Source organism: Chryseomicrobium aureum (assembly GCF_043182735.1).
Lineage (GTDB): Bacteria > Bacillota > Bacilli > Bacillales_A > Planococcaceae > Chryseomicrobium > Chryseomicrobium aureum.
Window position 1 is genome coordinate 2609215 of record NZ_CP171117.1, and the last position, 22102, is coordinate 2631316.

Sequence of the window (22102 nt, forward strand, 5' to 3'; positions counted from 1 at the left end):
GTTTTTGACATATATATGGGGCCCTATTTGGAGGGACTTGTTGACTCCTTTGCTTCTGAGCAAGCAAAAGGAATGACGGGTCAGACGATGATCATCGATGGTGGCTATACAGCTCAATAATAGACAAAAAGACAGTCCAATGCGGACTGTCTTTTTTGTTTGCTTCTATTATTATAGTACTTTACTTAAGAAAGATTTCGTACGCTCATGTTGCGGATTGCCAAACAACTCTTTTGGCACATTCTCCTCAACGATGTATCCTCCATCAATAAAAATCACGCGATCTCCCACTTCTGCAGCGAAGCCCATCTCATGGGTTACGACGACCATCGTCATCCCCTCTTTCGCCAAGTCCTTCATAACATCCAAAACGTCTCCTACCATTTCTGGGTCAAGCGCTGATGTCGGCTCATCGAACAACATGATTTTTGGATCCATCGCAAGTGCACGCGCAATAGCCACACGTTGCTTCTGACCACCTGACAACTCCCCAGGGTAGGCTTTGGCTTTTTCACGTAGACCGACTTTGTCAAGAAGCGCAAACGCCTTTTTCTCAGCATCTGCCGGTGATAACTTCTTCAACTTCACAGGTGCGAGTGTAATATTCTGAAGAACCGTCATATGTGGAAACAGGTTGAATTGTTGAAACACCATTCCTACGTCCTGACGAATTTTATTAATATTGTTCTTATTGTCTGTAATATCATGACCATTTACAAACACATGACCATCTGTGATTTCTTCTAGACGATTTAAGCAACGTAAGAACGTACTCTTCCCCGAACCAGAAGGTCCAATCACACATACTACTTCAGACGGTTCAATCACTGTACTGACGTCTTTTAAGACTTCAATGTCTCCGAATGACTTCTTTAAGTTTTCGACACGAATCATACTCATCGTAAGACGAACCTCCTTTCTAAGTAGCTAGAGAGTAGGGACAATAGATAAATAATCACAAAATACATAATTCCTAGTAATAAATAAATTGTAAACGGATCATATGTAGCACTTACTACCACTCGACCACGTTGCGTCAAATCTGCGACTCCAATGATCGAAAGAAGTGAAGTATCTTTTAATGAAATAATTGCTTGATTCGTAATGGTTGGTAACATCCGGCGGAACGCTTGTGGAAGTACAATAAAACGCATATTTTGCGTCGAATCTAGTCCTAATGAGCGAGCTGCCTCTGTTTGTCCTTTATCAATCGATTGAATCCCTGCACGGATGATTTCAGCGAAGTATGCACCCGCATTAATAGCCACGGTTAAAATCCCAGCCCATGTATTATCAAGTGAAATAAATGACAGTGAATTTAAACCAAAATAGATAAAGAATAACTGAACAATAAATGGCGTTCCCCGAATTGCATCTACAAAAATCTTTGAGATCCACTGGAGCGGTTTAATTGGTGATAGGCGGAAAAGAGCCATCACTAAACCAATTAAGAAACCTAAGACAATGGCCACTGCAAAAATATAAAGCGTTACTTGAAGACCATCAAGTAATGTAGGCATCGCGGCTTTTACCTTATCATAAAGTTCCGTTAATGCTGGTATAAAGTCTTGCATCTAACTTCAACTCCTTTGTATCAAAAAAGACGCGGTTACTGCCGCGCCTTTCCAGTTTGATTAGTTATTCAGTGATATACGTGTTGATGATTTCGTCATATTCGCCGCTATCACGAAGTTCTTGTAGACCTGCATTGATTTTTTCAAGTAGATCTGCATTTTCCCCTTTTAGAACTGCGATACCATAGTTATCACCATTTAGACGCTCACCCACGATTTGAAGATCTAAGCTACTTTGTGCAATTGCATATGCAATTACTGGGTAGTCTTCAATCAGAACATCTGCATTGCCATTTGAAACTTCTTGGAACATAGATGGGCTGTCTTCTAAAGTCGTGATTTCATACCCATATTCATCTTTGTTATCTTCTGCAAATTTAGCACCCGTTGTACCTGTTTTTACAACTACACGTTTGCCTTCTAAGTCTTCTAGGCTAGTGATTTCATTGTTTGAAGCAGCTGTAACTAATGTTAAACCAGCTTCAAAGTATGGATCTGAGAAATCAACGACTTCTTTACGCTCATCTGTAATACTCATTCCTGCAATCGCCACGTCTAATTGACCGGCTTGTACTGCTGGAATAATTCCACCAAAGTCCATTGGATTCAGTTCAATTTCAAATCCTTGGTTTTCAGCGATGGCACGAATCAAGTCAACATCGATACCTTTGTATTCGCCGTCTTCTTCATATTCAAATGGTGGATACGTTGTATCAATACCTACTTGATACACTTTTCCTTCAGAATCTCCTGAACCTGCATCGTCTGACCCACATGCTGCTACGATAAGTAGTAGTGCTACGAGTGCTGCGAGTAACGCTAACATTTTGCTCTTCTTCATGTGTAGAACCCCCTTGTGTTATGTTACGTTTTTCACTATACCATACTTTAGACCCTAATTGTAGCAATAGCCAGAGAATTCACACTAGATGTGGAGCAGGCTCCCCCTGAAATTCTGTCAAATGACAGCGTGGATAGGGAGGCGTCTTTTACCTCAATGGCCGTGATGGCATTTGGCATGGATTTCAAGTCTGCGCAACTCGATAACTCCTAGATGTGGAGCCACCTGTTTTAGAAACTTTATGTATTTAACCTGAGCGATCGTGCATCGGCCATGAATGAGGAGGTATTGGCCATGATTTATAACCACATATACGATTTCGATTCTGGTCTTTTCCCCGGTTCTTCGAGTACACAGGAGACCCAGCCGGTCTCCCGGACCGGATTTTGAGTGATTGGCGACTGTTTACGTAATCAATATTTCATATGTGAATCGCCACATCCGCAGTCTCACACCAATCAATTAATGACAGTCCACTACTACGATAACCTTCGATTTTTGTAAACCAATAAGGTTCTTTTTCATTTCTTTTTAAAGAAAAATCTTCCTAACTTTCTATTCTGGGAGTAGTAGCTCATGGGTTTCTTCTATTAAAATGTGTTCACTATCTGAGGCTTAGGTTAATCTTTTGTCATATTACTGTTTAGAGACCCACCCAGTGATGCTTTCTATCGTACTGACACTTGCGACGACTGGAATGAGGAATTTTGTAAGTTATGTGTCGGGAATTAAGATGAATAAGATCACAAATACGCGTTATTTATCAGTAATAGAGAAAGCGGAACAAGCGGAGACACCTATCCCTTCGTCCAAAAATATATGAATCCATTGAGAAGAAAAGGACTGCACGAGGATTGCCTTCGATTCAATCGAGTCACGAGCTGAGCATTCTATTTACTACTAGTAGGGGAAATCGCTTTAGTGCTCCTTACTCCAGTCAGTATTTTGAAAAGAAGATTACGAAGGCTTCACATGTCCATAAAAATAAACAAATCACTCCTCAATTTCTAAGACACGTATTTGCGATCATCTCGCAACTTTAGGGTGTTGAAATTTATGATATTATGCGATTTCTCGGGCATGAGCGTAAAGAGACGACGTGGATTTATTTGGGGAACTTACTGAAGAGAGAATAATGCGATTATTAAATGGAGTGATAGTAGTTTAAGAGGCTTTATATAAAAAGTAAGGTGTATAATCCTTAATAAAATTCCAAATTAAGTATCGATTTATTGTTTGATCTATATGTATTAATACTCCTGTATAAATCAAATAGTTATTCTTCATTAAAATATTTATACAGGAGTTGAATAGAATCTCTATGTTATCAAATTATGACACTACATGCTTTGGCCGGTTTCCTAAAACACCAGCTATTAAGTTTTCTGCTGCAAGATTTGCCATCTTGTATCTAGTATTTATACTAGAACTCCCTATGTGGGGAAGTGCAACCAAGTTAGGCAATGTAAGTAGGCGATTATTAAGGTTTATAGGTTCTGTTTCAAATACATCTAATCCTGCTGCATAAATTTCCTTATTAACTAGTGCATCATACAAAGCTTTCTCATCAACAATGCCTCCTCTTGACGTGTTGATAAGTATTGCGCTTTTTTTCATTAATTTAAACTCTCTTTCAGAAATAAGGTTTGTAGTCTGAGGTGTATAAGGGGTCATCACTACAATGAAGTCGGATTCTTTCAACAAATCATCCAGTTCACTATATTGAACATTCAAAGATTGCTCCATATCTAATTTACGTGATCTATTATAATATACAATGTTCATATTGAATCCAAGAGCTCGTTTCGCAATAGCCTCTCCAATTCTGCCCATTCCTATTATACCCAAGGTAGAATTGTATATATCTTGACCTGCTAATTGTAATGGTGACCAAGTCTTCCAATCACCATTACGTAAATATGTAGATGCTTCAATCAACCTTCTTGAAGTCGCCATAAGCAGAGCAAAAGTCAAATCAGCTGTTGTCTCTGTTAGAACATCGGGTGTGTTAGTAACTATGATTCCTTTTTTCTTAGCTGCCTCAATATCAATGTTATTATAACCTACCGCCATATTACTAATTACTTTCAATTTAGGCGAGCCATCAATTAATTTTTTATCAATATTTTCTGTGAGTAAGCACAGCACACCATCCACATTGATCATTTTTTCTGCTAGTTCTTCTTGTGGTATAGGTGTTTCTTCTTCATCCCATAACTCAACTGTACATACTTCACTAATTTTTTTTATTATTCCTTCTGGTAATTTTCTCGTTATCAATACTTTAGGTTTCATTGTGATTTCTCCTAACCGGTGGTATGATGACATATTTTAAGACCCTGAGTACCGCTTCAGTTTTATATGGTATCCATTTTAATGTATTTAATATGGCGTCATTTAAAGAACATGGGCCTGGAAGAATAGGAAAGGCCGATAGAAGCCCTAATTCATCAAATTTTGAAGGTTTTAATTCTACTTCACCACACAATGCAATCACTGGGATATTGTATTTTTTCCCAATATCACTTACTCCTTTGATTACTTTACCCCCTAACGTTTGTGCATCCAATTTTCCTTCACCCGTAATTATAAGATCTGAATTTTTAACTACGTCTTCAAAGTTTAAATATTCCATTACTACTTTAATACCTGATTTAACAGAGGCATTAAGAAATGCCATAAGTGCTGCTCCAAGTCCTCCAGCAGCTCCACCACCTGTAAGTTCTTTTACGTTAATTCCTTGTTGTTTTTCTACAACCTCAGCATATCTATTTAATGCAAGGTCAAGAATTTGTATATCTGCAAGGCTAGCACCTTTTTGAGGACCAAAAACTTCACTAGCTCCATTTGGGCCACATAATTTATTGGTAACATCACAAGCTATAGTAAAAGAACAATCCAGTAATCTATTATCTAAACCACTACTATCGTAATGCGAAAGATTAATTAAGCTTTCCCCACCATCACCAAGTTCGATTCCCTTAGAATTATAAAATTTGACCCCTAAAGCTTTGAGTAATCCCATGCCTCCATCATTTGTCGCACTGCCACCTAAACCGATGACAAATTTTTTGTAGCCCTTATCTAAAGCGTGTCTAATTAACTCACCTGTTCCAAACGTACTGGTCAGTAAAGGATTTTTTTCTTCTTCTGATAATAGTGTTAGTCCTGAGGCTTGAGCCATTTCGATAATTACTGTCTCTTGATCACCTAGTATTCCATAATCTGCCCTTATCTTTCGCATTAAGGGATCATGAACTTCGACGGAAATTGTCTTGCCTCTGGTTGAATAAACCATATTTTCTAAAGTTCCTTCACCTCCGTCGGCTAATGGAATTTCTTTAATACAAGCATAAGGATATACCCGAGTTACTCCTTCCGAGATTTTCTTTGTTATATTTATTGCTGAAGCCGAGCCTTTAAATGAATCTGGGGCTATAATAATATTCACTTTGTCACCCACTCACTTTAAAATATTTGGTAGCCATAGAGAGATGGCTGGCAAATAAGATATAAGAATAATATCTATTAATAAGACTAGATAAAAAGGTATAAGAGGCTTTATTATTTGTTCAATCCTTAAATTCGCCACCTGGCAAGCTACGAAAAGGTTAACACCGATAGGTGGAGTAACCATTCCTACAGCCAAATTAACTATCATAATTATTCCAAAATGCACTGGATCAACACCAAATTGAATTGCTACTGGGGTTAATATAGGAGCCATAATTACAATAGCAGCACCAGTTTCTAAAAACATGCCAACGAGTAGTAAAAGTAAATTTACTAATATTAAAAAGACCACTGCGCTAGTAGAAATTGATAAGAACCACTCTGCTACTAGATCTGGAACTCTTTTTGCTGTTAATACCCAACCAAACAAACCGGCATTACCGATAATAAACATAATAATAGAAGTTGATAGTACTGAATTTCGCAAGACTTCCATCAGGTTTTTAATACTTAAAGTTCTGTAAATGACTAAGCCTATAAATAGAGCATAACCTACTGCTACAGCCGCAGCTTCAGTAGGAGTAAATATACCTCCGTATATACCCCCCAAAATAATTACGGGCATTAGAAGGGGCAAAATGGCACTCCTAAAAGCTTTAATTCTTCCACTTGTACTCATCAATTCAGCTTCTTCTATGGCTTGATCAGATAATGGATCAAGATTCGAATTCCCATATCCCTTGAATTTCGAAATAAAATATATCGTAACCATTAAAGAAAATGCAATCAGTATTCCCGGTCCTACTCCTGCCATAAATAATTCTCCGATGGAAATAGATGCTCCAGCTGAAAGAGCAAAGATAATCATAGGAATCGATGGAGGTATGATTACACCAAGCTCACCCGATACTGCCTGTACCGAAGTAGAGAACGGTTTAGGAAAGCCACGCTTTATCATAGATGGTATAAGAATACTACCTACGGCGGCTACTGTAGCAGCACTTGATCCTGATATTGCCGCAAAAAACATAGCAGTAACTACTGTAACTAAAGCTAATCCACCGGTTATCTTTCCTACTATAGAATACGCAAAGTTAACTAATCTTTGAGAGATACCACTATACTCCATTAAACTGCCTGCTAGTATAAAGAATGGTATTGCCATTAAGGGGAAAGAGTTTAAAGTTGAAAATATTCTTTGTACTGCAACTTGTACAGAAATACCATCATTAACCATTGTAATCATTGACGATAAACCCATTGCAAAAGCTACTGGAAAGCCCAGAAAAAATAAAACTAGTAAACTAAGAAATAATAGGCCTATCATGGGTATCATCTCCTTTTGAATCTTTAGAAATCAATTCGAAAATTACAACTAAACAATTAATTAATGAATAGAGAGCTCCTGCTGGAATAGCAGCATATGACAGGTTAACAGGTAAATCTAAAGCACCTGAGGTTTGACCGTGTAAAGATTGCATAATTTCAATTCCATATTTGAGTAATAAAAACATATAGATAATATTTAATATGATAATAATGGTATTAAGAATTAGTTTTATTCCTTTGGGAACAATATGTAAAACCGTCTCAACTGAAATCAATAATCCTTTTCTTAAAGCTATAGCGGTGCCTAGTAAGACTATCCATACCATTAAGCTCCTAATTATTTCTTCAGACCACGTTAATGGTGAATTTAAGATATATCTAGCAAAGACTTGATATAGTGTAAGCGATGCTACAACACCAAATAATACTGCTAAAAAGTTAAATATTATTTGATTTATTTTGTCTGTGACTCTCACGAAATTTTTCATTCCCGTTCCCCCTCGTAAAACTTTTTATCTTATGCGAAGGCTATAGGTAATATATAGCCTTCGCATAAGATAATGAAGGGGCAAGCCCCTTTTATTATCTTATTATTTTGCATTTCTAATAGTTTCATAAATATCAGTAATCTCAGGGAAATTTTCTTCAACAAAACCTTCAAGTTTTGCTTGGAAAGCACTAATGTCTGGTTCAATTAAAGTCATTCCTGCATCTTGCAGGTTCTGTAAATATTCAGAATCTCCTTGAGTCACCTCATCATAAGCAAATTTCTTTGCTTCTCCAGAAGCAGCTGTTAATAATACCTCTTGTAGATCGGGGCTTAAAGAATCGAACTTTTCTTGACTAATCGCAACCGCAATCGGTTCACGAACATGTTCTGTTTTAATTAGATAGTCCACTACCTCATTAAATTTAGAGTTGTAAATCAAAGAAAGTGGATTTTCTTGACCATCAATTACCCCTTGTTGAAGTGAAGTGAAAACTTCGCCGAATGCCATAGGAGTAGGAGCTGCTCCCAGTTGCTCAAATGATTTTACAAATACAGGACTATCAGGCACACGAATCTTTAAGCCAGCCATGTCTTCAGGAGTATGTACTTCCTCGTCAACGGTTAGCCAACGCGCCCCTCGTGTCCAATAAGAGATTACTTTGTATCCTGATTCTTCAGCAATTTTATCTGAAATTTCTTGTCCTACTTCACCATCATAGACTTTATCGAAATGCTCTTGTGTATCAAATAAGAATGGAACTGTAAAGATATTTGCCGTATCAGAAGCTCCCGAAAGTACACCTGCTCCACCTGCCCAGATATCTGCTGTGCCAATTTTAAGTCCCTCTAATAAATCTTTGTCTGCCCCTAGAGCACTGTCACCATATATTTCGATTTTCAATTTACCGTCTGATAATTCTTCTACCTCTTCAGCAAATTTTTCAGCAGATTGTGCATGAATTTCTGAATTTGGCCAAACATGGCCCAATTTTAATACTACTGCTTCCTCATTGGTATCATTAGATTGACCATCGTTTCCTTGATTATTAGTTGACTGGTTGGACGTTTCATTAGATGAACATCCTACAGCAAAGACAACTATTCCCACCAAACAAAGAAATAAAAATAATACTTTTTTCAATTTCTCCACCCCTTATTAATTTTTATTTAAAAGGAAATTTCTTACCTTTTAAAACTGAACATAAACTGCCTTTAATTCTGTGAAAAATTCCAAATTAGAATATCCTATTGAAAATGCTCCAAATCCAGAATTTTTAGCTCCACCGAACGGTACATGGGCTGCACTTGCAGTGCCATGATTGATATGGACCATACCGACTTCTAATCCTTCTGCATATTCGCATGCAATAGATAAGTTACTTGAAAATACGGATGATGCTAATCCATATTCACTGTCGTTCGCTATTTCTAAAGCATCTGAAATTGTAGGAACTTCAATTATTGAAAGAACAGGTCCAAATATTTCTTCTCTTGCTATTCTCATATCGGAAGTCACTTGATCAAATACAGCTGGGTTCATGTACGGTCCCTCAGAATAGAAACCATCTGATAAGACCTCACCTCCGTATAACAATCTAGCTCCTTCTTTTTTACCAATCTCAATATACTTTTGAATACTTTCTAAGTGTTCAACATTTACTAGAGGACCCATTGTGGCTGTCTCATCCCACGCAGGACCTACTTTAATTTTTTTCATCTCTCGAATTATTTCTTCAACTAATTGTTCTTTAATGTTCTCTAAAACAATTACTCTACTTATTGAAGTACATCGCTGTCCGCTAGTATTAAAAGCAGCACTCACTATCTGATTTGCAATATTTGAGACGTTGTCTGCCTCAAGCACTATTGCAGGGTTTTTACCACCTAACTCTAACTGTGTTTTTATAAGTCGTTTAGCTGCAACGACATTTATATGTTGGCCCATTTCGGTGGAACCTGTGAAACTGATGCCCTTAACCAATTTATGATTTATTAGCGGTTCTCCGACCTCACTCCCTGATCCAATAACCATATTAACTACACCATCGGGTAGCCCAGCTTGTTTTAATAAATCCATGATTTTTACCGAAGTCCATGGAGTTATAGAAGCTGGTTTATAAACAACCGTGCATCCATATGCTAGTGCTGGTGCAATTTTTCTAATAGGAGTAACTGCAGGGAAATTCCAAGGTGCAATTGCTGCTATTACGCCAATTGGTTTTCTTATTGTTGAGGTCCACATCTTACTTTTCTCACTCGGTAGTGTCAGACCTTGAGCACGGAGGGCTTCTCCTGCACAGAAGCGTACCTCTTTTACAGCACGATATATCTCACCCTTTGACTCATTTAAAATTTTCCCTTGTTCTGCTGAGAGCATAAACGAAAGTTCTTCAACATTTTTTTCCAATAGATCCGCAAATTTATATAGAATTTCTGATCTAGTAGATGCCTCAGTTTTTGACCAAGTATTAAAAGCTTTTTGCGCACTCAATACTGCATTTTCAACATCTGCTTCATTTGATTTCGGAAAATTACCTAGAAGTAATTCTTGGTTGGCTACTGCGAAAATGGGATATGTTTCTTTACTTAATGAATTTGACCATTGTCCATTGATAAAATTTCCATAGTTTTCACCTGCGTGATTTTTTAACCAAGCAAGCATTTTGAATTCATTCTGAGTCACATTATTTCCTCCCTCTATAAATGTTGATATATCAATGGTTTTCACCATCGCAAGTGCCCGAAAAAATATTTTTCGTCACCAATATCTATCGTTATTTTGTATTTCTTCATGAATATTACAATTGTTCATTACGCTACGCTGTAGGAGCTTGTATTTATTGGTAGAAATTGCTCCCATACTTTGTCCTATTTAATGCACATTGGATCTCTGCGTAGCTTATGATGACGGAGCCTCTTCCTGCCGCGTTTTGAGATGCGCTTCTGTCCTTTCTGTTGTCCTGAGGAGTTCTCTCTCAGTGTCAGGCCCGCTAGTTTGATGAATTGGCGTGGATCCTTGTACTGTTTGAAAGAACCGATCTCAGAGAGAAGCTCGATGATCGTCACATCCCCGATGCCCGGGACGGAGGAAAGGTATTCATAATCCGGTGTCTGATGGGCAAGTTCGATGAGTTCATCTGTCAGTGTCTCGAGTTGCGATTGTAACAGACGGTACTGGGTGAGCAGCGTGGCGATCTCGATACGTGCCATCACATAGGGGATGCCGTGGTCGGTGAGAAAGGCCGCCAGGTTCATCCAATAGTGCCCGGTCGGTTCAAAACCGACAATGACCTCTTGTTTCAGATGTCCTTCTTTGAGGGCGATGATGCGTGTGTAGAGCATTTCAAAGCCGCTCCGAGACTGGGTAAACGCAAAGGATTTCTGGAGCACACGTCCGCGGTCGTCGACTGCACAGGCGAAATGTGTCCGCTTGGCGATGCCGATGACCAGTGTCTTTTCTGAGACTTGATTAATCTTTTCATCCGTTTTAGAATTCATATAATAGTCCTCTCTTAGATGTATTGGGTCATTTTCTCGGGTGACCACTCAATCATCATAAAAGAGGGCTTTTTTTATTCAAGGCCTCAGAAATCTTCCTAACAGGAAGGCTCCTTATATGTTTAAAGCGCTTACAACACTTCACGACACAGATTCTTTAAATCTTCGATAGTCGGCTTCACCGGATTTATTGGAACATTCCCAGATTCCATAGCTTCCTGAGCAATCATTTCAAGATGCTTTTCCTCAACTCCATAATCCGAAAGCTTATAATGAATACCAATATCTTCATTGAGTCTTCTTATGACTTTTACAGAACGCTCGGCTGCGTCTCTCTTAGATAGACCGTCTAGGTTCTCTCCGAATATCTTTGCAACTTCAATAAATTTATCAATATTACCAACAAGATTAAATTTCATAACACTCGGCAATAACATAGCGTTAACAACTCCATGAGGAATTTTGAAATGAGCTCCTAATGGAATTGCTAAAGCATGGGCAAGGCCGAGTCTGGTGGAATTAAAAGCCATTGCTGCGATCGTACTCGCCATCAACATGTCGGCTCTCGCGTCTATGTTTTCACCTTGTTTAACAGCTATCACCAAACTTCTAGATATCAGTTTCATTGATTGAATTGATAGAGCTTCAGAAATTGGCTGGGTAGCCTTATTAACATAAGACTCTAGAGCATGTGTTAATGCATCCATACCTGTTGCTGCTGTAATATGAGGAGGTAAAGAAATAGTAAGGTTAGGGTCGCATACAGCCAATGTAGGACAAATGTACATACTCCCAATACTTAATTTTGCTTTTGCTTGCTTATCTGATAAAACAGCAAATCTTGTTATTTCACTACCTGTGCCTGCAGTGGTTGGGACTGCAATTACAGGTGCACCTGAACTATTTACTTTATCCATACCGATATAATCGCGGATATTACCTGGATTAGTAATCATAAGTCCTATTGCTTTTGCAGTATCTAAGGCACTTCCTCCCCCGACGCCAATTACAAGGTCACAACTATTTTCTTTTGCCATCTTAATCCCTAAATCTACGGATTCAATACTTGCTTCAGTTCCAACATCTGTGAACACAGTAAATGGAAAATTGGAATTCTTAATAGGATTTATTACCTGGTCTACGATACCCGCTTGCAACACACCGGGATCTCCAACAATCAATACATTTGTACCACCCAATTCATTAAGGAACTTTGGAAGGTTTTCAATTGCCCCTATTCCAAATTCAATTTTTGTTGGAGTTTCGTACCTAAATTTATTACTCACTAACATGCAAATCAACCTCCTTTGAATTTAAAAGTGCAGTATATAAATCTAAATCATAGCGTTGCCCAAGCTTATACAAATCTTTTACTACATTTATAGGAAGTTCGATACCGTTTTCTTTCCTATCAAGAGCACGTTTGAACTCAATTTCCCCGGGAATCATTATCTCCTCTACTCCTGGGGCTGTAGGCTCTCCTTTAAGTTCACTTATGTAAGTATCCATACGAGTTTTAAAACTATCAATAGGCATAAATTTATTAATATCAATTACTAAAAAAAAGTGCCCAACATTCTGTGGCTCTTCCCAATTTTCGTACATGTTGTTAACATACTTACCAAATCCTGCACCTGTTAGAACTCCAGATAAAATATCAATAAACATTGAGATCGCATATCCTTTTGGACCACCAACGGGTAAAACTGCCCCTTCTAATGCTAAATTTGCATCTGTAGTTGGATTTCCATATTTATCGATAGCCCAGCCTGGAGGAATATCTTCCCCTTTTTGTGCAGCAACAATAATTTTCCCCCGCGCTACTACACTAGTAGCCATATCTAACAAAAAGGGCAATTGAGTGCCTGCAGGAACACCGATTGCTAAAGGGTTAGTTCCAATGAATGGCCGTATACCGCCACTTGGTGGCATTGTTTGTGAAGCATTAGATAAAACCAATAAAATCATATCTTGTTCGATAGCTTTTAATGCATAAAAAGCACCTGTACCAAAATGGTTTGACCCTTTTACTCCAGCAATTGCAACACCTCTTTTACGAGCTTTATCTATTGCTCGGTTTAGAGCTTGTGTTCCAATATAGGCACCAAAATTATTATTTCCATCAATTAATAACGTAGCGTCGTCTTCCTGTATAACCTCAACTTCTTTAGTGTGATTTATCATTTGAGACTCTACTCTTTGATGGTAGATTAAAGTTCTTACGACTCCATGAGATTCAATCCCTCTTAGATCAGCTTGCACTAAAGAATCTGAGACGATTCTAGAGATTTCTGGATTTACACCAGTTCTAATAAAGAGCATCTCACAAAAATTCTGGAGCTTTTCCCAATCAAACCTTAGCGGTGATTCCATCAGAATTCACAGCCTTTCTCTTCTAATGTTTTGTCAATCCAACTTCTATCGATAGTGCCTTCCTCGATACTTTTGATAATTTCTACTTCCAATGCTGCTTGTTTATTTGCCTTCTCCAATACTTCTTCAACAATCTGATTAGGTATAGTTACTATCCCGTCTTCGTCACCTACAACTAAATCTCCAGGATTAACTACCATTCCATCTAATTGAATTGGTACATTTATTTCTCCTGGTCCATCTTTATAAGGCCCCCTATGAGTTACACCGCAAGCATAGATTGGAAAACTACTTTGTGAAAATGCATTTACATCTCTAATGGCACCGTTGATAACTACACCGGTGATTCCTTTTTTCAAAGCGAGACGCAACATAATTTCACCAAACACTGCATTTGTCTTATCTCCTCCTGCATCTACTACCAATACATCTCCGGGTTCGGCCATATCCAATGCTTTATGAATCATTAAGTTATCACCAGGTCTGGTGCGGACAGTAATAGCCACCCCTAATAATTTCCCCTCTTTATGATAAGGGCGTAGTTTACTCCCTCCAGCAAACAGACGATTTAAGTTGTCACTTATATGTGGAGTTACCACATCTTTGTAAGCCCTTACAATATTTTTATCGATGTTAGATTTACGTTCCAATACTCTAAATCCTAAATTACTCATTTAATTGACTCCTTTGTATACTTGATTGTCTTACTATTAAATTTGGCAATAATGAAATTTGTTCAGTAGGAATTTTTTGTTCCTTATTATTAATGAGCTCAATAACTTTTTTGGCAGCAAGTTCCCCCATTTTATATGCAGGTTGATAAACAGTCGTTAAGGGAGGATTTAAATGCATAGACCATACAGTTTCATCGTAACCAATTAAAGCTATGTCTTGTGGAACTTTAAGGCCTAGTTCTCTAATAGCCTCCATAACGTAAAGAGTTAAAATATTGTTTGTAGAAAATATCGCTTCTACTTTCTGATGTGAATTTAGTAAATTTTTTACTTCTTTTTTTACAATCTCTTTATTTTCACCCACAATTTTTATTAATTCTTCTTTAACTACCAACGAATTATCTTGTAAAGCTTGTCTATAACCTTCTAACCTCTCCTCTCTTGGACTGACGCCTTCAGTAGGATAAATAAATATAGCGATTTCTCTTAATCCATTATCAATAAAATGTTGTACAGCTATTTTTGCTCCTTCAATATTATCCATAAAAACACCATTAACTTCGGTATTAGGAATTTTTCTGTTGATTGTTACAAATGGGAAATTTTTTTCAGTAAAATCTTTATAAATGTCTTCGTTGCCAAGTGTTGTGTTGATGATAATTCCTTCTACTTGTTTTAATTGAAAAGATTTAATATGATCTCTTTCTACTCTTGGGTTTTCATTGGAGTTACAAATCATTAAATTGAATCCGCTACTTCTACATTCATCTTCTACTCCTTCTAGTACGCTTGCCCAAAAGGGATTTTTTAAATTCGATAGGACTATACCAATAATATTTGTTTTATTAGACTTTAAACCTTTCGCAAGTGCATTTGGTTGAAAATCCATTTCTTCAATTACTTTCAAAACTTTATCAATAGTTCTTTGGGTGTTTTGTTCATAGTTACCATTTAGTATTCTAGAAACAGTAGACTTTGAAACCCCGGCCTTTCTTGCTACATCTGCAATAGTAATCTTCATTGGATTACCTCATTTCAAAAAATATTTAATATTTTTATTAGGAAACCGTTTTAGGAAACCGGTTTCCTAAAACGGTTTCTAAAAATGATAATATCAGAAAATAAAAATTAATACAACAATATTTTAATGATTCATAAAATTATTTATTTATTATGCAGTTAAGAATGGTTCTGTATGTATCATTAGGTCGGGTTTTTAAAACAAGCACAAAAAAAGCCATCCCTCTCGGGATGACCTTCGTGTTGCCCAGCGACGTCCTACTCTCACAGGGGGAGACCCCCAACTACCATCGGCGCTGAAGAGCTTAACTTCCGTGTTCGGTATGGGAACGGGTGTGACCTCTTCGCCATCATCACTAGACCTTGAGCCTGTTCGCTCAAAACTGGATAGAACTTCATTGATTTTTTTGGTTAAGTCCTCGATCGATTAGTATTCGTCAGCTCCACGTGTCGCCACGCTTCCACCCCGAACCTATCTACCTCATCGTCTTTGAGGGATCTTACTTACTTGCGTAATGGGAAATCTCATCTTGAGGGGGGCTTCATGCTTAGATGCTTTCAGCACTTATCCCGTCCACACATAGCTACCCAGCGATGCCTTTGGCAAGACAACTGGTACACCAGCGGTGTGTCCATCCCGGTCCTCTCGTACTAAGGACAGCTCCTCTCAAATTTCCTACGCCCACGACGGATAGGGACCGAACTGTCTCACGACGTTCTGAACCCAGCTCGCGTACCGCTTTAATGGGCGAACAGCCCAACCCTTGGGACCGACTACAGCCCCAGGATGCGATGAGCCGACATCGAGGTGCCAAACCTCCCCGTCGATGTGGACTCTTGGGGGAGATAAGCCTGTTATCCCCGGGGTAGCTTTTATCCGTTGAGCGATGGCCCTTCCATGCGGAACCACCGGATCACTAAGCCCGTCTTTCGACCCTGCTCGACTTGTAGGTCTCGCAGTCAAGCTCCCTTCTGCCTTTACACTCTTCGAATGATTTCCAACCATTCTGAGGGAACCTTTGGGCGCCTCCGTTACACTTTAGGAGGCGACCGCCCCAGTCAAACTGTCCGCCTGACACTGTCTCCTGCCCGGGTCACGGGCATGGGTTAGAACTTCAATACAACCAGGGTAGTATCCCACCGACGCCTCCTCCGAAGCTGGCGCTCCGGGCTCTTAGGCTCCTACCTATCCTGTACAAGTTGCACCAAAGTTCAATATCAGGCTACAGTAAAGCTCCACGGGGTCTTTCCGTCCTGTCGCGGGTAACCTGCATCTTCACAGGTACTATAATTTCACCGAGTCTCTCGTTGAGACAGTGCCCAGATCGTTACGCCTTTCGTGCGGGTCGGAACTTACCCGACAAGGAATTTCGCTACCTTAGGACCGTTATAGTTACGGCCGCCGTTTACTGGGGCTTCAATTCGCACCTTCGCTTGCGCTAAGCACTCCTCTTAACCTTCCAGCACCGGGCAGGCGTCAGCCCCTATACGTCACCTTACGGTTTTGCAGAGACCTGTGTTTTTGCTAAACAGTCGCCTGGGCCTATTCACTGCGGCTCTCTCGGGCTTTCACCCTGTCAGAGCACCCCTTCTCCCGAAGTTACGGGGTCATTTTGCCGAGTTCCTTAACGAGAGTTCACTCGCTCACCTTAGGATTCTCTCCTCGACCACCTGTGTCGGTTTGCGGTACGGGCACCTCCCGCCTCGCTAGAGGCTTTTCTTGGCAGCGTGAAATCAGAAACTTCGGACTACGTCCTCCTCATCACAGCCTGGTGTTATAGATGCGGGATTTGCCTCACATCACACCTCACTGCTTGAACGTGCACATCCAACGGCACGCTTCCCTATCCTACTGCGTCCCCCCATCACTCAAATGGCGGGGAGGTGGTACAGGAATATCAACCTGTTGTCCATCGTCTACGCCTATCGGCCTCGACTTAGGTCCCGACTGACCCTGAGCGGACGAGCCTTCCTCAGGAAACCTTGGTCATACGGTGGATGGGATTCTCACCCATCTTTCGCTACTCATACCGGCATTCTCACTTCTAAGCGCTCCACCTGTCCTTCCGGTCAGACTTCGACGCCCTTAGAACGCTCTCCTACCACGCATACCCTAGGTATGCATCCACAGCTTCGGTGAACCGTTTAGCCCCGATACATTTTCGGCGCAGCGTCACTCGACCAGTGAGCTATTACGCACTCTTTAAATGATGGCTGCTTCTAAGCCAACATCCTGGTTGTCTAAGCAACGCCACATCCTTTTCCACTTAACGGTTACTTGGGGACCTTAGCTGGTGGTCTGGGCTGTTTCCCTCTTGACTACGGATCTTATCACTCGCAGTCTGACTCCCAGATACAAATCATCGGCATTCGGAGTTTGTCTGAATTCGGTAACCCGGGATGGGCCCCTAGTCCAAACAGTGCTCTACCTCCGAGATTCTTCATCTGAGGCTAGCCCTAAAGCTATTTCGGAGAGAACCAGCTATCTCCAGGTTCGATTGGAATTTCTCCGCTACCCACACCTCATCCCCGCACTTTTCAACGTGCGTGGGTTCGGACCTCCAGTGAGTGTTACCTCACCTTCATCCTGGACATGGGTAGATCACCTGGTTTCGGGTCTACGACCCCATACTCATTCGCCCTGTTCAGACTCGCTTTCGCTGCGGCTCCGTCTCCTCGACTTAACCTTGCATGGAATCGTAACTCGCCGGTTCATTCTACAAAAGGCACGCTATCACCCATTAACGGGCTCTAACTACTTGTAGGCACACGGTTTCAGGATCTCTTTCACTCCCCTTCCGGGGTGCTTTTCACCTTTCCCTCACGGTACTGGTTCACTATCGGTCACTAGGGAGTATTTAGCCTTGGGAGATGGTCCTCCCGGATTCCGACGGAATTTCACGTGTTCCGCCGTACTCAGGATCCACTCTGGAGGGCAATGGGTTTGGACTACAGGACTCTTACCTCGTGTCGTGGGCCTTTCCAGACCGCTTCGTCTACCCCTTGCCTTTGTAACTCCGTATAGAGTGTCCTACAACCCCAAGAGGCAAGCCTCTTGGTTTGGGCTCTTCCCGTTTCGCTCGCCGCTACTCAGGGAATCGATTTTTCTTTCTCTTCCTCCAGGTACTTAGATGTTTCAGTTCCCTGGGTCTGCCTCCGACCAGCTATGTATTCACTGGAAGGTAACACGCCATTACGCGTGCTGGGTTTCCCCATTCGGAAATCTCCGGATCAAAGCTCACTTACAGCTCCCCGAAGCATATCGGTGTTAGTGCCGTCCTTCATAGGCTCCTAGTGCCAAGGCATCCACCGTGCGCCCTTCCTAACTTAACCTAAGTTAGTGCTCTCCATTAAAGAAGAGACTTAAGGTCACACGTCAATTCACTTGACGTTGTGTTTGTTACAATCAATGTCGTTCTATCCAGTTTTCAAAGAACAGGTTGTTGAATGTATGAACATTCAAAACTGAACTGCAAGACGTCAAGTCAAGACCCGAGGGTCTGTTCCGAAATAATCCTTAGAAAGGAGGTGATCCAGCCGCACCTTCCGATACGGCTACCTTGTTACGACTTCACCCCAATCATCTGTCCCACCTTCGGCGGCTGGCCCCATAAAGGTTACCCCACCGACTTCGGGTGTTACAAACTCTCGTGGTGTGACGGGCGGTGTGTACAAGGCCCGGGAACGTATTCACCGTGGCATGCTGATCCACGATTACTAGCGATTCCAGCTTCATGTAGGCGAGTTGCAGCCTACAATCCGAACTGAGAATGGTTTTATGGGATTGGCTCCCCCTCGCGGGTTCGCAGCCCTTTGTACCATCCATTGTAGCACGTGTGTAGCCCAGGTCATAAGGGGCATGATGATTTGACGTCATCCCCACCTTCCTCCGGTTTGTCACCGGCAGTCACCTTAGAGTGCCCAACTGAATGCTGGCAACTAAGATCAAGGGTTGCGCTCGTTGCGGGACTTAACCCAACATCTCACGACACGAGCTGACGACAACCATGCACCACCTGTCACCGCCGTCCCCGAAGGGAAGGCCTAGTCTCCTAGGCGGTCGGCGGGATGTCAAGACCTGGTAAGGTTCTTCGCGTTGCTTCGAATTAAACCACATGCTCCACCGCTTGTGCGGGCCCCCGTCAATTCCTTTGAGTTTCAGTCTTGCGACCGTACTCCCCAGGCGGAGTGCTTAATGCGTTAGCTGCAGCACTAAGGGGCGGAAACCCCCTAACACTTAGCACTCATCGTTTACGGCGTGGACTACCAGGGTATCTAATCCTGTTTGCTCCCCACGCTTTCGCGCCTCAGCGTCAGTTACAGACCAGAAAGCCGCCTTCGCCACTGGTGTTCCTCCAAATCTCTACGCATTTCACCGCTACACTTGGAATTCCGCTTTCCTCTTCTGCACTCAAGTCCCCCAGTTTCCAATGACCCTCCACGGTTGAGCCGTGGGCTTTCACATCAGACTTAAGGGACCGCCTGCGCGCGCTTTACGCCCAATGATTCCGGACAACGCTTGCCACCTACGTATTACCGCGGCTGCTGGCACGTAGTTAGCCGTGGCTTTCTAATGAGGTACCGTCAAGGTACCGGCAGTTACTCCGGTACTTGTTCTTCCCTCACAACAGAGTTTTACGATCCGAGAACCTTCTTCACTCACGCGGCGTTGCTCCATCAGACTTTCGTCCATTGTGGAAGATTCCCTACTGCTGCCTCCCGTAGGAGTCTGGGCCGTGTCTCAGTCCCAGTGTGGCCGATCACCCTCTCAGGTCGGCTACGCATCGTCGCCTTGGTGGGCCGTTACCCCACCAACTAGCTAATGCGCCGCGGGCCCATCCTGTAGTGACAGCCGAGGCCGCCTTTCAACACCGGACCATGTGGTCTGGTGGATTATTCGGTATTAGCCCCGGTTTCCCGGAGTTATCCCAATCTACAGGGCAGGTTGCCCACGTGTTACTCACCCGTCCGCCGCTGAATCTGGAGGAGCAAGCTCCTCCTTCATCCGCTCGACTTGCATGTATTAGGCACGCCGCCAGCGTTCGTCCTGAGCCAGGATCAAACTCTCCATAAAAGAGAACTTAATGTAAGCTCATTTTGTTGCTGGCATCATAATGATGTCCATTTTTGAACGTCCATCACAACCGTTTATAGGATGCGACTTGGTTCGTGTTTGCGTCACGCACACCCAACGGGGGTCGGGGCGGTGACGCTCTATCTTGACGTCTTGCATGTTCAGTTTTCAATGTTCATATGTCGTCTTGGGACAACTTTTAAAGTATACCAACTTATCAAATAGTTGTCAACACTTTATTTCGTTTTTGATGTGTTGTCTTGGCGACCTAACTAATAATACATCCTTCTTCATAGATGGTCAATAGATTTTTGAAATTAAATTAAAAAAGATAAAACCACAACACCTACGACTCCAGGGAAACCACATACGATAGCAAACGCGGCAGTGAAATACGTGATAGGGACTTGCCAATCGCTACCTATAAAGCTTGCTGTCAAATGAGCAGCGTAAAGACATAACATACCAATAGCCGCTCTCCATAAAAATCTTCCCGACAAAATCGATAATAGTATAAAGGGGTTTTCGTGCTACTGCTAAAATGGCCAAAAGAAAAAGGGAAAGACCGAGATAAGTCATCTCACAACTCCTTTCCCTTTACTTTATGCATTTATCTCGGCTTATAGACCACTTGGCGACGTTTCGCTTCGGCATACAGATAGAAGTGTATACTTTCCATCGCCTTGCGCTTGGCGATCGCATCAAGGTTGTAGTCATCCAAATGAGACTCTACCATCTGGGCCGTATGCCAATCCGCACGTGTTTCTTCTAATAAACGAATAAAGCGTGTATCGAATTCTTGTTTCAACTTTCCACGACGAGAGAACAAACCCATTAGAGTTCTCGTCTCCCTTCTAGTGCTTTTGAAAGCGTCACTTCATCTGCATATTCTAAATCTCCGCCGACTGGTAAGCCGTGGGCAATTCGTGTAGTACGGATGCCAGAAGGTTTCACGAGTCGCGAAATGTACATCGCAGTCGCTTCTCCTTCTATAGTAGGGTTTGTTGCTAAAATCAATTCTTGCACCTCTTCATTTTGAAGACGTTTCAGAAGTGGGGGGATATTGATATCTTCTGGGCCAATTCCTTCCATAGGAGAGATGGCACCATGAAGAACGTGATAAAGACCTTGGTAATCGCGCATCTTTTCCATCGCAATCACGTCTTTCGTATCTTGCACAACACAGATCATCGTTTGGTTACGAGCTGTGTCCTGACAGATAGCACAAGGGTCTATATCCGTAATATGCCCACATACGGAGCAATAACTTAAATTTCGTTTTGCATCGAGCAGCGCCTTTGCAAAATCGGTTACCGTGTCTTCTTTCATGCTGAGTACAAAAAACGCCAGACGGGCCGCTGTCTTCGGCCCAATACCTGGCAGTTTCATAAAGCTGTCGATTAGTTTAGAAATCGGCGCTGGATAATGCATTGTGTGTCCTCCTAGAACATGCCAGGAAGGTTCAATCCCTTCGTGAATTGGCCCATTGTGGCATTCGCTGTTTCTTCTGCTTTCTTCAATGCTTCGTTTGTCGCAATGACAATTAGATCTTGTAGCATTTCTACATCTTCTGGATCTACAACAGATTCATCAAGAGCGACTCCGACAACTTCACGGTGTCCTGTAACAGTCACTTTGACCATACCGCCACCTGCTACACCTTCAAAGTGTTGTGTGCCAAGCTCTTCTTGAGCCTCTGCCATTTTCTTTTGCATTTTCTGCATTTGTTTCATCATACCTTGCATATTTCCCATTCCACCACGCATTGTGATTTCC

17 protein-coding genes, 3 rRNA genes and 1 pseudogene are annotated in these 22102 nt (G+C 41.5%); all 21 read right to left on the reverse strand.

All coding sequences use genetic code 11. The annotated features are described in order from the left end of the window. Nucleotides 1-171: 171 nt before the first annotated feature. Nucleotides 172-900: an amino acid ABC transporter ATP-binding protein gene (locus tag ACF3OH_RS13710; RefSeq protein ID WP_392455167.1), complete on the reverse strand. Its 729-nt coding sequence runs from the start codon at nucleotides 898-900 to the stop codon at nucleotides 172-174. After that, nucleotides 897-1574 carry an amino acid ABC transporter permease gene (locus ACF3OH_RS13715; RefSeq protein WP_392455169.1) on the reverse strand — a complete coding sequence of 226 codons (678 nt, stop codon included), beginning with the start codon at nucleotides 1572-1574 and terminating at the stop codon, nucleotides 897-899. The genes ACF3OH_RS13710 and ACF3OH_RS13715 overlap by 4 nt, the downstream gene beginning before the upstream one ends. A gap of 64 nt (nucleotides 1575-1638) precedes the next feature. Then, nucleotides 1639-2415 (reverse strand): transporter substrate-binding domain-containing protein, encoded by a 777-nt coding sequence (locus tag ACF3OH_RS13720; protein WP_204591104.1) that lies wholly within the window; start codon nucleotides 2413-2415, stop codon nucleotides 1639-1641. Between the two features lie 1332 nt (nucleotides 2416-3747). Then, entirely contained in the window at nucleotides 3748-4710 is a 963-nt protein-coding gene (locus ACF3OH_RS13725) for a 2-hydroxyacid dehydrogenase (protein ID WP_392455172.1), read from the reverse strand. Beyond that, complete coding sequence (locus tag ACF3OH_RS13730; protein WP_392455173.1) at nucleotides 4700-5866, reverse strand: glycerate kinase; 1167 nt, start codon at nucleotides 5864-5866, stop codon at nucleotides 4700-4702. Before ACF3OH_RS13730 ends, ACF3OH_RS13725 begins: the two co-directional genes overlap by 11 nt. Nucleotides 5867-5878: 12 nt before the next feature. Beyond that, a complete protein-coding gene (locus ACF3OH_RS13735; RefSeq protein ID WP_392455174.1) occupies nucleotides 5879-7195 on the reverse strand; it encodes a TRAP transporter large permease in 1317 nt (438 codons plus the stop codon). Next, on the reverse strand, nucleotides 7173-7685 hold the full coding sequence (locus ACF3OH_RS13740) for a TRAP transporter small permease (RefSeq protein ID WP_392455175.1): 513 nt from the start codon (nucleotides 7683-7685) through the stop codon (nucleotides 7173-7175). Before ACF3OH_RS13740 ends, ACF3OH_RS13735 begins: the two co-directional genes overlap by 23 nt. A gap of 102 nt (nucleotides 7686-7787) precedes the next feature. Next, nucleotides 7788-8828, reverse strand: coding sequence for a TRAP transporter substrate-binding protein (locus tag ACF3OH_RS13745; RefSeq protein ID WP_392455176.1), 1041 nt, complete (start codon nucleotides 8826-8828; stop codon nucleotides 7788-7790). Nucleotides 8829-8876: 48 nt separating this feature from the next. Further along, nucleotides 8877-10370, reverse strand: coding sequence for an aldehyde dehydrogenase family protein (locus tag ACF3OH_RS13750; protein WP_392455177.1), 1494 nt, complete (start codon nucleotides 10368-10370; stop codon nucleotides 8877-8879). Between the two features lie 224 nt (nucleotides 10371-10594). Then, nucleotides 10595-11185, reverse strand: a pseudogene (locus tag ACF3OH_RS13755) (transposase); the annotation flags it as partial. Nucleotides 11186-11316: 131 nt separating this feature from the next. Continuing rightward, nucleotides 11317-12477, reverse strand: a complete 1161-nt coding sequence (locus ACF3OH_RS13760; RefSeq protein ID WP_392455179.1) for an iron-containing alcohol dehydrogenase — start codon at nucleotides 12475-12477, stop codon at nucleotides 11317-11319. Continuing rightward, entirely contained in the window at nucleotides 12464-13558 is a 1095-nt protein-coding gene (locus tag ACF3OH_RS13765; RefSeq protein WP_204591117.1) for an Ldh family oxidoreductase, read from the reverse strand. Before ACF3OH_RS13765 ends, ACF3OH_RS13760 begins: the two co-directional genes overlap by 14 nt. Next, nucleotides 13558-14232: an RraA family protein gene (locus tag ACF3OH_RS13770; RefSeq protein ID WP_392455181.1), complete on the reverse strand. Its 675-nt coding sequence runs from the start codon at nucleotides 14230-14232 to the stop codon at nucleotides 13558-13560. The genes ACF3OH_RS13765 and ACF3OH_RS13770 overlap by 1 nt, the downstream gene beginning before the upstream one ends. Beyond that, nucleotides 14225-15253 carry a LacI family DNA-binding transcriptional regulator gene (locus tag ACF3OH_RS13775; RefSeq protein ID WP_392455183.1) on the reverse strand — a complete coding sequence of 343 codons (1029 nt, stop codon included), beginning with the start codon at nucleotides 15251-15253 and terminating at the stop codon, nucleotides 14225-14227. Before ACF3OH_RS13775 ends, ACF3OH_RS13770 begins: the two co-directional genes overlap by 8 nt. Before the next feature lie 244 nt (nucleotides 15254-15497). Then, nucleotides 15498-15613 (reverse strand): 5S ribosomal RNA (rrf, locus tag ACF3OH_RS13780). A 46-nt stretch (nucleotides 15614-15659) separates the two neighbouring features. Then, nucleotides 15660-18585, reverse strand: a 23S ribosomal RNA gene (locus ACF3OH_RS13785). Between the two features lie 188 nt (nucleotides 18586-18773). Continuing rightward, nucleotides 18774-20326, reverse strand: a 16S ribosomal RNA gene (locus ACF3OH_RS13790). Together the 16S, 23S and 5S rRNA genes form the textbook arrangement of a ribosomal RNA operon. Nucleotides 20327-20643: 317 nt before the next feature. Continuing rightward, nucleotides 20644-20826 (reverse strand): pro-sigmaK processing inhibitor BofA family protein, encoded by a 183-nt coding sequence (locus tag ACF3OH_RS13795; RefSeq protein ID WP_392455184.1) that lies wholly within the window; start codon nucleotides 20824-20826, stop codon nucleotides 20644-20646. 110 nt (nucleotides 20827-20936) lie between these two features. Then, a complete protein-coding gene (locus ACF3OH_RS13800; RefSeq protein ID WP_204591965.1) occupies nucleotides 20937-21161 on the reverse strand; it encodes a YaaL family protein in 225 nt (74 codons plus the stop codon). After that, nucleotides 21161-21757, reverse strand: coding sequence for a recombination mediator RecR (gene recR / locus ACF3OH_RS13805; protein WP_204591966.1), 597 nt, complete (start codon nucleotides 21755-21757; stop codon nucleotides 21161-21163). Before recR ends, ACF3OH_RS13800 begins: the two co-directional genes overlap by 1 nt. Before the next feature lie 11 nt (nucleotides 21758-21768). Next, entirely contained in the window at nucleotides 21769-22092 is a 324-nt protein-coding gene (locus ACF3OH_RS13810; RefSeq protein WP_100354630.1) for a YbaB/EbfC family nucleoid-associated protein, read from the reverse strand. Between the last annotated feature and the right edge of the window lie 10 nt (nucleotides 22093-22102).